At 42.4% G+C, this 12318-nt stretch carries 10 protein-coding genes; 4 read left to right on the plus strand and 6 right to left on the minus strand.

Annotation, left to right across the window (positions count from 1 at the left end):
* Positions 1 to 18: 18 nt before the first annotated feature.
* Together AC1DOK_RS11235 and AC1DOK_RS11240 are read right to left on the minus strand one after the other, a co-directional pair.
* Positions 19 to 645, minus strand: a complete 627-nt coding sequence (locus tag AC1DOK_RS11235; protein ID WP_477554370.1) for a nitroreductase family protein — start codon at positions 643 to 645, stop codon at positions 19 to 21.
* 352 nt (positions 646 to 997) lie between these two features.
* Entirely contained in the window at positions 998 to 1651 is a 654-nt protein-coding gene (locus AC1DOK_RS11240) for an SGNH/GDSL hydrolase family protein (protein ID WP_477554371.1), read from the minus strand.
* Between the two features lie 128 nt (positions 1652 to 1779).
* Here AC1DOK_RS11240 and AC1DOK_RS11245 point away from each other — a divergent pair, with 128 nt between their 5' ends.
* Together AC1DOK_RS11245 and AC1DOK_RS11250 are read left to right on the plus strand one after the other, a co-directional pair.
* A complete protein-coding gene (locus tag AC1DOK_RS11245) occupies positions 1780 to 2301 on the plus strand; it encodes a sigma-70 family RNA polymerase sigma factor (RefSeq protein ID WP_477554372.1) in 522 nt (173 codons plus the stop codon).
* Positions 2294 to 3661, plus strand: a complete 1368-nt coding sequence (locus tag AC1DOK_RS11250; protein ID WP_477554373.1) for a DUF4179 domain-containing protein — start codon at positions 2294 to 2296, stop codon at positions 3659 to 3661. Before AC1DOK_RS11245 ends, AC1DOK_RS11250 begins: the two co-directional genes overlap by 8 nt.
* A gap of 156 nt (positions 3662 to 3817) precedes the next feature.
* Here the strand turns inward: AC1DOK_RS11250 and AC1DOK_RS11255 are convergent, their stop codons facing one another.
* Positions 3818 to 4288 carry a hypothetical protein gene (locus AC1DOK_RS11255; RefSeq protein ID WP_477554549.1) on the minus strand — a complete coding sequence of 157 codons (471 nt, stop codon included), beginning with the start codon at positions 4286 to 4288 and terminating at the stop codon, positions 3818 to 3820.
* A 180-nt stretch (positions 4289 to 4468) separates the two neighbouring features.
* On the opposite strand from AC1DOK_RS11255, the gene AC1DOK_RS11260 reads away from it, so the two are divergent.
* Positions 4469 to 5056, plus strand: a complete 588-nt coding sequence (locus AC1DOK_RS11260) for a TetR/AcrR family transcriptional regulator (protein WP_477554374.1) — start codon at positions 4469 to 4471, stop codon at positions 5054 to 5056.
* A 185-nt stretch (positions 5057 to 5241) separates the two neighbouring features.
* On the opposite strand, the gene AC1DOK_RS11265 is transcribed toward AC1DOK_RS11260, so the two are convergent.
* A complete protein-coding gene (locus AC1DOK_RS11265) occupies positions 5242 to 7779 on the minus strand; it encodes a U32 family peptidase (RefSeq protein ID WP_477554375.1) in 2538 nt (845 codons plus the stop codon).
* A gap of 142 nt (positions 7780 to 7921) precedes the next feature.
* Here AC1DOK_RS11265 and AC1DOK_RS11270 point away from each other — a divergent pair, with 142 nt between their 5' ends.
* Complete coding sequence (locus AC1DOK_RS11270) at positions 7922 to 8785, plus strand: polysaccharide deacetylase family protein (protein WP_477554376.1); 864 nt, start codon at positions 7922 to 7924, stop codon at positions 8783 to 8785.
* 154 nt (positions 8786 to 8939) lie between these two features.
* On the opposite strand, the gene AC1DOK_RS11275 is transcribed toward AC1DOK_RS11270, so the two are convergent.
* On the minus strand, positions 8940 to 9137 hold the full coding sequence (locus AC1DOK_RS11275; protein ID WP_477554377.1) for a hypothetical protein: 198 nt from the start codon (positions 9135 to 9137) through the stop codon (positions 8940 to 8942).
* A 285-nt stretch (positions 9138 to 9422) separates the two neighbouring features.
* Positions 9423 to 12317, minus strand: a complete 2895-nt coding sequence (uvrA, locus tag AC1DOK_RS11280; protein WP_477554378.1) for an excinuclease ABC subunit UvrA — start codon at positions 12315 to 12317, stop codon at positions 9423 to 9425.
* Position 12318 lies beyond the last annotated feature (1 nt).

Here is a 12318-nt window from a genome sequence, read left to right on the forward strand (position 1 = left end):
ATATCATCTTTACTTATCTTAGAAAGAGCCTATCGTAACAAACTCGCCAACTGGCTTGCGATAGCCTCTAGGTCTAAGCCTTGTACTATCACCCTTACCAAGGGTAATCATCATTGTAATTTCATAGCGATCCGGAATATGGAGAATTTGTCTAATGGCCTCTGGATCAAATCCAATCATAGGACAGGTATCCCATCCCTTAGACTTGGCAGTCAACATAAAGTGAGTTGCTGAAATACTGCTATTACGAATCGCCTCTTCCTTCATAAACTCCTGACCACGCATTTCATAGAACTGAGTTACATTATTCACTTCAGCATCATACTCTTGCTTGCTCATTACCCCCAAATGCAAGAAACCCTCGTTCATACGGGCCACATCCTGATAAGCAAGCTTATCTCCGAGCACCATAATAACGGCCGAAGCGCTCTTAATCTTATGCTGTTTATTGGCAACCTCATATAGTTGATCCTGAATTATTGAGTCCTTAACAACAACATAATGTGCATGCTGCAAATTAAATGCAGAAGGTGCAAATTTGGTTAGTGCGAATATATCCTCTAAATCGCGATCTGAAATTTCAACATCAGGTATAAATTTCATTGCAGATCGGCGTTCTTTAACTAGTGCTTCGAATGTTGTCATGTTATGTACGCTCCCTTTATGCTTTCTTTATATGCTTTCTTTTTTATGTTTACTTTAACCTTGCATTAACTTACTTTAAGTAATTAACTTTATTTATACAATAAACTAATGAGTTATAATAATCAAGTTCTTTTATTGGCTGAACTTATACATACGATTTCTAATAATAGAATCGCTAATCAAAGAGTACTACATCTATTGTTATGGTTACTGTCATTTACTGCACTCTTATCAGAGGTATATAACAAACCTTCACTGATTGTCTAAACTTCTTATTAAAATAAAAAAAGATCGGACAGCTATAAAAGGCCATCCGATCTTTCTTATCCCAATTCAAGTTCATGAATTTGTTTTATTTCTTCCACTCAAATCCGATCGCATCCAAGAATGCTTTAGCAATAACCATATGTCCAGTTGGATTCGGATGTACACGGTCCCATGCCATTGCACCAGGGTATAAGTGCTTCAGCACCTCAGCGAATGCAGCTTGTGTATCGATATAAACAATGTTATATTCATCCGCAATCCGCTTAACGACTTGTCCATATTGATCCATCTTCATGCGCATCGCATCCTGCTCACTTGGCTCTATATAGAAAGGGCTCATAAGAATAAGACCTTTGACCTTAGGGAGCGTCTGCTCTATAAGCTCTCGCAAAGTACGTTCATACTCTTCTATATATACATGCTTTTCGGTCTGATACGGGGAATCAAACTGACGCCAGACATCGTTGATCCCGATCATAATCGAAGCCCAAGTCGGTTCCAAATCAATTACATCTGTTTGCCAACGCGCTGCTAAGTCTCTTACCGTATTACCGCTAGACCCCATATTAATAACTCGAACCGCTAGTTCTGGATATACAGCCTGCAGCATGCTATCGACTATCGATACATAGCCTTTGCCATGAGCGCCATTACGCCCTTCACCAAATGGTCTTTGCCGTTCACAATCAGTAATAGAATCACCAATCAGAACAAGTTTATCGTTCTTTGCTAGTAACATTGTAGCATCCCCTTTAGTAGCTTATGACTAGTAAGTAATTTTAAAATTAAAACTATTTTTCCTACTTTACAGTCTAACAAATATAGAGAACAAAAACGATTAGATTATACAGAGAACGGAGGAAAAATGTGAACGAAGAGTTAACACAGCTAGTACAGCTTGCATGTAAAGGCAATGACACAGCTTTCACCAAGCTAATGAACACTGAGAAAGACAAGCTATATCGTATTGCTTATGCGCATTTGCAGAACGAGCAGGATGCTCTTGAAGCGATTCAAGAAACTACCTATCGTGCCTATAAAGGAATTCGCAAGCTACGGGAGCCTCAATACTTCGGCACATGGATCACAAGAATCCTACTCAACTATTGCATGGATGAGTTAAAGCATCGCAGCCGAACCCATACGAACGACGAATTCATTGAGCAAGCAACCACATTCAATGTTGATTTTATAAATGTACGCATGCAAATCGATCGATTAGAGCCCCAACTTAAACAATTGGTTATTTTAAAATACTTAGAAGATCTGACAACCGCACAGATAGCGGAGCTGCTCGGCATTCCAGACAGCACCATCAAAACAAGATTAACTAAAGCACTAACACTGCTTCGCAAGCAGATGGTAAAGGACGGTGAAACCTATGTCTGACCAACGGCACGAAACAACCGGGAATTCAACTGATTTTCATGAAACCCGGATGCAGTATCAAGAAATCCCCATACCTGAATTACTGGATGATTATATTTATCGTGGCATTCGTCAAGCTCAATTTCGTCGCAAAAAAATATTCAGACGTGTATGGTCAGCAGTCGCCAGTATAGCGTTGATCACCGTATTTGTTACTTCTGTACGAGTATCTACGGCCTTTGCATCTCTGGTCAGCCAAATTCCTGGACTAAATGAGATAGTAAAACTGATTCAGTATGACCGCGGGCTTAACTCCGCTGTAGAAAATGACTTTATGCAAGCGATTGGTAAATCCGATGAGCATGACGGTATTCGAATCACATTAGATGCCATCATTATGGATGAAGTTAGAATGAATGCTTTCTATACAATCGAAACGATTGATCCCCAAGTGGTACTTATCGAGAACTTTGCCAGAATACAGATCAGCTTTGAAAATTCTGCTTTTCCTGATATTGAACACGCAATCTCACATTCTGGCAGCCCCACTATAACGCCTGAGGGTAAAGATAATGCTCACTTCCAGACCGGCGTAGCGGATGTCCAATTTACTGAAAATGAAGCTATTTATCCTGAACAAGCTATTTTTCGCGCTGAACTGCCTGGTTACGATACGAAATGGGAAATACCATTCGAAATTGATGTAGATAAGTTCAAGGGACTTAAGGAAGTGCTTAACGTTCACGAGACCATCGAAATCGAAGGACAAACAATAACATTCACAGAAGCAACCATCTATCCAACTCGAATTATTGTTAAGGTTACAGCAGATCCAGCTAACACGAAGCAAATTCTAGGCTACCGTGATTTGAAAATAATCAATGATAAGGGAGAAGTCCTCAACTGGCCCTTAGCATCAGGACCAACAGAGAGTGGTGAAGCCATCTTTTACTTTGAAAGTAATTATTTTGACAAGCCCACACACCTATATCTTGAAGGAAGTACTCTATCCGCCTTGGATCGTGATCAACTCAAGCTAGTTATTGATCCAGTCAAAGGGGAGATCATTACAAGTCCTGATGATCAGGTCAAAATAACCAGAGTCGATCATCAAGCGTCCATGTCATCATTTAACCTTCAGATCACTGGAATCCAGCCTTGGGATAACACGATGTATACTATCGTCGAGGGTGAATTTCAAGATGAGAGCGGCACAAAATTTAATATAGAACCCTACAGAACGTCTTCTTCAAACACTGCCGAAGGCTCAATAGATACGGAATTCAGCATTCCTAAAGCAGAATATGAGGGTTTATTAACATTCCCTATTACCAGCTATCCGTCTTTTATCAAAAAGCCATTTCGCGTGCAGATTAAGTGACCAAGAAGAAATGCTTTATAGCAAAAGAAAAAAGAGCTGTCCTTGATCAACAACAGGTTGAACCTCACCCCAAATTGTTAGTTGTTTCTAACCACTGGGGTGCAGTTCAGATCAAGGACGGCTCCTTATAACGTAGGTATATCTTCAACCTGACAGTTAAACCTTTGCCTGCCTAGGCCAAATAAAGTAACTGATTGTTATGATCAGATCAATCCCGAGTACAATTCCCCATACCCTTAAGATCTCATATAAGGCTTCTGTCCGAACCGGGTCCTGGATGAAATAAATCATGCCGACCAAAAGTCCCGCACCTATAAAAAATGCTGCGATATGTCTAACGAAGCCTTGCAAGTAATGCTTCGCGAGCTCCATGCCGTAGCGCTTAGCAGGCTTTAAGCCTTGCTTGGTCACATAATACCGAAACATCTCATCCGCCCAGTTAATCATGGATTTACCAAAACCAATCGATACCCCGATATATACAGCGGCAATCCCATGAGCAATAGTTGCTGTCGCACCGTTGTATAGATCAATACTAGTTGCGATCAGTAAGATAAGATCAATAACAGGGGTCAAGGCTAAGAAAAACACGCCTAGCTTAGCCCGATTCCACACATACCGAGACATAAGTCCAGCAATAATAACGATCCAAAAAGCAACTTCACAAGCGATAATAAGTGCGATGATAAAATTCAAAATTTACCCCCTAAAATAACTGAATATTGAAGTCATTATAGCATTTGGTTTTATTTAATACAATTGTACTAAAAAATAGAAAAAGAGATTCATTCCTGTTACACTAAGGACATGCCAAAACAAGTAGATCATGATAAACGTAAACAACGAATTGCAGAAGCCATGTGGAACGTTATTCTGGAACAGGGTATGGCAGGTGCTACATTAAGAAACATTGCCAAAGAAGCTAATCTATCACTAGGTTCACTACGTCATGATTTCCCAACCCAAGACGGATTGCTTAACTATGCCATGGAGCTTGTAAAGGAGCGAGCCACAGCTCGAATTACGAGAATTGCCATGCAAGAACTGCCTCCTAAAGAAAAAGTCATACAAATACTATATGAGCTCGTACCTACTACAAATGAAACACTAGCTGAAATGGAGGTTTGGTTTGCATTTACCGCTCATTTAAGGCATAAAGAAGATCATTATGATGCACAGCATGACGGTATTTATAACAGTATCCAAAAGCTGCTTGGCTACCTAGAACAAGTTAATCTACTGAAGAATGACATCGATCAAGAGCTTGAAGCAGAGAAACTGTATGCCATTGTTGATGGACTTGCGCTGCATGCAATGCTCGAGCCTAGACGCGTGAACTATGAACGTATGAGAAACGTACTGGAACATCACATTAATTCCATCTGTTTAAAATAAACGCAAATAGGGCGATCTGATGTACTGCGCTGTGTTGTTATGCGCTGTGCTGTATCAATTAGATACAACATCGACACTAAGGTAACGCCAACAATAGCTTTATCCTCTTTTCAAAAGACAAAAAAAGCCGGAATGTCCCCTCAAGGACACTCCGGCTTATTTACTGCTATGTTCATTAAACATTATTAATCGATATTATCTACACGGCCCCATTTAACTAACTGGCCACGAGTAACACCAAGCTGATTGGTTGCTTTAAGTGCTTTCCATACTTGTGTCCCCGAAATCTCACCAGCAATCGCGCTGCGATAAAGGCGTAGTACTTCTTGAACCTTCTCTGGTGTTTCCTCAAGGAATTCAACACGATAGCTAGGTACTCCTAGCTCTAGGAAGTGATTGAGATATTCAGCACCAGATTGATCGATTGCATTATATACCGTGTTCCGGCAGCCTTCATCGACACGAACTGGATGGGACATCCCAATGCGGTCTTGTAACGATACTCGGTGCTCTTCACAAGGACGACCACAATTCGTATAGTCCGTTCCTTCACTTAGGAAGGTACAATACACGCAATGCTCGGTATGGAACATTGGTAAATGCTGATGGATAACAACTTCAAGCTTACTTGTATCTGAGTTTTGCAGTAGATCAACCATCTGCTGGATATTCAGATCATAAGACGGCGTTACACGACTTAAACCTGTATCTAAGAACAGAGCCGCTGCCTTATGGTTAGCAATATTCAATGAGAAGTCACCGATAAGCTCAGGCATTGGCTCATCAGGATTCTCAGCGCGATATTTCAAGAAGAAATATAAGGCTCCTGTATTGCGGATGAGCACTGCGTCAGGCTTCAGCTTCAGGATATTGTGGAAATAGCCATTCTCCTTCGGCATATGAATACGCGGTGTAGCAAGCGCGATTCGCTTACCGGCTGCGCGCGCAGCCTCAACAGCAGCAGGGAATTGCTTGATGAACTCAAAATCTGCATAGATGAGTTCAACCCCTTCGGCCAATGCCGCATGGACTTGGTCGATGTTACGGCACAGCACTGTCATCTGTGCTGTGTGACGCTCAGCCAGCAGATTCTGCTGCTGGCCAATACGCGCATCGCCGTAGGCATCGATGCGGTGCTTCTCGTACGCCGGCGGTGCCTGGCGTGCGTCTTCGAGCAATGCGACCGCACGGCGGCGCATTGCGTTCAGTTCGCGCATCGGGACGAGTAAGTCCCCGTCCAGATGCACGTCAACTGCCTCGAGGGCAAACACCGTGCCCCCGAGGCGGCCAAACTGCTCCATGAACAGCTCTGCGTTCATGGGGCGCTTGAGCGCAGACTCGAGCAATAGCTCGGAGTCAATGCGCACATTGTATCCGGTGGACATGTCCGTCCACCGTGTCACAAGCGGCTGGCCTTCGGCGCCGCTTATTTCGATCTGTACCGGGAACACACGGTACGGCTTGTCTGTCTCATACGTAGCGCGCATTCGTCTCTCAAGCGCAGGATCGCTCGTCTTCCACACGCGATCACCTACGTGTACGCGCGTTAGATTAACGTCATTGCGTCCAGGTACTATCTCAATGAGACCGCCTTCTGCTTCGCCTTCAATCTTAACGCCATTGCGACGAATGTCGTAGACACGACCGCCTTCTTCCTTCTTCGTCGGATCGCCAGCATCAAACACGATTCCATCTCCGCGTTTAATTGGTGCTTCAAGCTCGACAATGGCTCCATCACGAAGCAATTGCTTCACACGGCCAAGAAATACACCACGACTCTTAGGGAATGTACCTTCAACTAGTTTCTTATTATCCGTTCCTTCTAAGAAGCCATGTGTAAAGCCACGAGAGAAGCTCTGCTGAAGCTCACGTAATTCCTCTTGCGTTGCACGCTCACCCTTACCTTCAAAATAACGATCGATCGCCTTGCGGTATTTACTCACCACATTCGCTACATATTCAGGCTGTTTCATCCGACCTTCGATTTTAAACGATCTTACACCCGCTTCAATTAACTCAGGTACGATATCTAACGCAGCTAAATCCTTCGGTGATAACAAATAAGTTACATCACCCATTGGCTTCTGCTCGCCATCTACCATCAAATCATACGGTAAGCGACATGCTTGTGCACATTCACCACGGTTCGCTGATCGACCTCCCCACATTTCAGAGGTTAAGCACTGACCAGAATAAGACACACATAATGCTCCATGCACAAACACTTCCATCGGCAATCTAGCTTGATCACCAATCATCTTAATTTGCTTCAGGTTGTTTTCACGTCCAAGTACAACTCGCTCAAGCCCATAAGGCTTTGTGAATTCCACGGCTTCAGGTGAAGTTATCGTCATCTGTGTTGATCCATGAATCGGAAAATCAGGTGATAGCTCACGAATCATTCGAACAAGTCCAAGATCCTGCACAATGACAGCATCCACACCTGCCTCTATACATGCTTCAATTAATAATTTGGCATCCGCAAGCTCGTCCTCAAAAACGAGAATATTAAACGTAAGAAAGCCTTTAACACCATATAAATGTAAGAACGACATAATATCGGGTAGATCCTCCATCCGAAAATTATGCGCCCTTGCTCTTGCATTAAATTTCTCCACTCCAAAAAAGATAGCATTAGCGCCATTTGCTACAGCAGCACGCATGCAATCCCAATCTCCCGCAGGAGCTAATAATTCTATATCTTCAATTTGTATACTCGACATATTCATTTCCTTTCCTTGATAGCGTAAAGTTCCGCTAGCTTAAGTGTACGCTTGCAACTTAACTTTTGGCAACATACCTGACCACATCATCTTAGTTATATGCTATAATTACCAAATATTATAATGAATGAGGAGTCGTTTCATGATTAAGTCATTATTATTATTCCTATTATTAACGACAAATACGCTCAGTCCTGCTATGGATCAAACGAATGTCGCGAACGGACCCATCCACTACAAGGACAAGGCACTCGTCCTCATGTACCACGAAATCAAGAATACTGATGGAAAAATTGCTGTATCCACTGATTTGTTCGACAAGCATTTAACAATGCTAGAAGATAACGGTTATAACGTGATTTCTATCGAACAGTTCGAAGAATTTATAACAGGGAAAAAGAAAGAAATTCCACCAAATGCGGTTGTGCTAACATTCGATGATGGGTATGAGGATTTTTACGAGAATGCATATCCGATTTTACAAAAACATAAGATGCCAGCAACGAATTTCATCATCGTGAAATCGACAGATATTTATAACCCTGATATTATTCCTCATCTAAAGTGGGAGCAAATGCGTGAAATGCGTGCTAAAGGCATGAGCTTTTACAGTCATACTTATGATAGTCATAAATACGTACCCGTAGACAAGAAGGGTAATTCCGCCCCTCTACTAGCAGGTCCAATTTATTTAAAAGAACAGAAGCGAGTAGAGACGCAAGAAGAATATTATAATCGATTAAAAGAAGATTTATCAAAGGCTAATGATCTTTTGGTCTCAGAGTTAGGTAATACAAGTAAAATATTATCATTCCCGTATGGTAGTTACTCCGATACTACTCTACAAGTAGGCAAAGAATTAGGAATCAACTTATATATCACGATCAAAGAAGGGATTAACAATCCCGGTGATTTAGTTGCCACTCGAATTAATGCAGGAGTTAACGGTTATTCAGCAAGAGATTTACTAGCTAAAATGCGAACATACAACGATAAAGCTAAATAGGACTTACAGAAGTTAAGAGATCATACATATAAAAGTACAAAAAGCCCTCAGAACTATGGGATCAAATAGAAGCGGATATGCCGTCCTGATTGGATGGGTCCAGTTCTTAACGATTCCTTAGCCTAGGGCTTTTATTTTATCATGGATGTATTTCTTACCACCCTGAAATCATGATAAAATCCATTGCGATAAATACGATTAAACTAACGCCTGCAAAACCAATTGCAAGTTTGTTCTTCTTAGTAGCCATCATTAAACGTACGAGTCCAATTGCAATAAGAACGGTAAAGATAAGGATAAACGGATCGAACATAGTAAACGAACTTTTCGAAGCTTCTTCAGCTAAAAACATGGGTAGACCTCCCTCATACTAGATCCAATATTCATTTTATTCTATTTTTTATGTTATCCTTAACTTTCTTATGTTGCAAGTGATTTTCGATGGTGTAACAAGTTTGTCAAGAATTCTACTTATTTTTGCAATGATATTTGTCTCAAAACTATACTTCAAATAATTTATGAGCTGAAAGATATCAATTCTATATCATTAACATAAGAAGACTAACCCAAAAGTAGAATGATCTACTTTCGGGTTAGTCTTTTCATGAATATGAATTGCTCGGCTAAACTAACTAGCCTATAACTGCGGCTCAGGAGTACACTCTAGCTCAGCAAGCCGCTCCGTGAAGTCAAGCGTTCTTGTACGGTCGCGTTCTAGAACAGGTCCAAGGTAATGGCCTGTATAAGAACCCTTTACGCGAACGACTTCTTCTGGAGGGCCTGCGGCGATAATCGTACCGCCGCGAAATCCACCTTCCGGACCTAGGTCGATGACATGGTCCGCGGTCTTGATTACATCGAGGTTATGCTCGATGACAAGTACACTATCACCGTTATCTACGAGACGGTGGAGCACTTTCAACAGATGAGCGATGTCATCGATATGCAGACCCGTGGTCGGCTCATCGAGAATATAGATCGTCTTGCCAGTAGAGCGGCGATACAGTTCTGCCGCTAGCTTCACACGCTGTGCCTCACCGCCAGACATCGTTGTCGCTGGCTGACCAAGCTTCATATAGCCTAGCCCCACATCAAAGAGCGTCTGCAGCTTGCGATGTACGCGCGGAATGTTGCGGAAGAATTCACAACTGTCCTCAACCGTTAGATTAAGAATCTCGGATATATTCTTACCCTTATACTTCACTTCAAGTGTCTCGCGATTGTATCGTTTGCCTTTGCAAATCTCACAAGGGACATATACATCTGGTAAGAAGTGCATCTCAATCTTGATGATGCCATCTCCTTTGCACGCCTCACAGCGCCCACCCTTAATGTTAAAAGAAAATCTGCCCTTCTTATACCCACGAACCTTGGACTCATTGGTCGAAGCAAATACATCCCGGATATCATCAAACACACCTGTGTACGTAGCTGGATTCGAACGTGGCGTACGACCAATCGCGGATTGATCAATCTCAACCACTTTCTCCACATGCTCCATCCCAGTAATTTCTTTATGCTGGCCAGGTCTTAGCTTCGTCGCACGGTTTAATTCTCGTGCTAAGCTCTTATATAATATTTCATTAATTAATGTACTTTTGCCAGAACCTGATACACCTGTTACACATGTAAACAAGCCAATAGGCACCTTCATGGTCACGTTCTTCAGGTTATTTTCCTTAGCACCTTTAACCTCTAACCACTTACCGTCAGGTTTACGTCTTTCGAGTGGAATTGGAATGAACTTCTTACCACTGAGGTATAGGCCCGTAAGTGAGTTCGGGTTATTCATGATTTCTTCAGGTGTTCCTTCAGCAACAATCTGACCACCGTGAATTCCTGCACCTGGTCCAATATCGATAATATAGTCTGCTGCCATCATCGTATCTTCGTCATGCTCAACAACGATCAAGGTATTACCGAGATCTCGCATATGCTCAAGCGTCTGAATTAATCTCGCATTATCCCGTTGGTGCAGTCCAATACTAGGCTCGTCCAGAATATACAGTACACCCATTAGAGATGAACCAATCTGGGTCGCTAGTCGAATCCGCTGCGCTTCTCCACCAGACAATGTACCTGCCGCACGATGCATGGTTAAGTAATCAAGTCCTACATTCACTAGGAAGCCAAGTCTCGACTTAATTTCTTTGAGAATCAATTGCGCAATGGTCTTCTCTTTGTCAGAGAGCTCTAGCTGAGCAAACCAGTCAAGTGAATCACCAATTGATAAAGACGTTACATGGGCAATATTATTCCCGCCAATTGTCACGCCAAGTGACTCCGGCTTTAGACGCTGTCCTTTGCATTTCGGACAATTCTTAGAGCTCATATAGTTCTGGATATGTTCTCTCATGGAATCGGAATACGTATCTCGATATCGGCGTTCTAAATTCCGTATAATACCCTCAAAAGGCACAATAGCCTCTTTCGTCACACCAAAATCACTCTCATATTTAAACTTAATCTTCTCTCCGCCTGTTCCATAAAGAATAACCTTTATATGCTCAGGTGACAGTTCAGCTACAGGAGCATCACGCTTAATTTTGTAATGAGCGCAGACTGAAGCTAAGAATTGCGGGTAGTAATTCGATGTTGCGCCTGCCCACGCTTCAAAAGCACCCTCTTCAATAGTTAACTGCGGATTAGGGATGAGTAGATCCGGGTCGACAATCATCTGTGAGCCAAGCCCGTCACATTCCGGGCATGCACCGAATGGAGAGTTAAATGAGAACATTCTAGGCGCTAATTCTTCAATTGAGAAGCCGCATTCAGGACAAGCTAAGTTTTGTGAAAACAGCAATTCTTCTTGATCGATGATATCCACAATGACTCTACCATCAGCTAGCTTCAAAGCAGTCTCTAGCGAATCAGCCAAACGTGATGCAACATCTGGTTTAACCACAATCCGATCAACCACGATCTCGATACTATGCTTCTTATTCTTCTCTAGCTCAATCTTATCGGATAGATCCACCGTTTCACCGTTGATTCGTGCCCGAACAAAGCCTTGTTTCTGCATATCAGCTAGAAGCTTAGTATGCTCCCCCTTACGCCCCGATACGAGAGGCGCAAGAATTTGCAAACGTGTCTTCTCAGGATATTCCATAATCCGGTCAACCATCTGCTCAACCGTCTGTGAGGTGATTTCAATTCCATGAGTCGGACAATGCGGACGACCAATCCGTGCGAACAATAACCGCAGATAGTCATAAATCTCAGTCACTGTACCTACCGTTGATCGAGGATTGCGACTTGTTGTTTTCTGATCGATTGAAATTGCTGGAGATAATCCTTCTATTGAATCCACATCAGGTTTATCCATCTGACCTAGAAATTGACGTGCGTAAGCAGACAAGGATTCTACATATCTACGCTGACCTTCAGCGTAGATCGTATCGAATGCCAAAGAAGACTTACCCGAGCCACTAAGTCCTGTTAACACTACAAATCGATCCCTAGGGATCGTTACATCGATATTCTTTAGATTATGAACACGTGCACCTTTAATAACAATTTGATCTCTAGCCAAC

The organism is Paenibacillus sp. P5_B5 (assembly GCF_056400365.1).

Coding starts and splice junctions, on each gene's coding strand:
- AC1DOK_RS11250 (WP_477554373.1), top strand. CDS start 2,294: ATGTCTGACCAACGGCACGAAACAACCGGGAATTCAACTGATTTTCAT.
- AC1DOK_RS11255 (WP_477554549.1), bottom strand. CDS start 4,288: ATGTCTCGGTATGTGTGGAATCGGGCTAAGCTAGGCGTGTTTTTCTTA.
- AC1DOK_RS11270 (WP_477554376.1), top strand. CDS start 7,922: ATGATTAAGTCATTATTATTATTCCTATTATTAACGACAAATACGCTC.
- AC1DOK_RS11240 (WP_477554371.1), bottom strand. CDS start 1,651: ATGTTACTAGCAAAGAACGATAAACTTGTTCTGATTGGTGATTCTATT.
- AC1DOK_RS11265 (WP_477554375.1), bottom strand. CDS start 7,779: ATGTCGAGTATACAAATTGAAGATATAGAATTATTAGCTCCTGCGGGA.
- AC1DOK_RS11235 (WP_477554370.1), bottom strand. CDS start 645: ATGACAACATTCGAAGCACTAGTTAAAGAACGCCGATCTGCAATGAAA.
- AC1DOK_RS11275 (WP_477554377.1), bottom strand. CDS start 9,137: ATGTTTTTAGCTGAAGAAGCTTCGAAAAGTTCGTTTACTATGTTCGAT.
- AC1DOK_RS11260 (WP_477554374.1), top strand. CDS start 4,469: ATGCCAAAACAAGTAGATCATGATAAACGTAAACAACGAATTGCAGAA.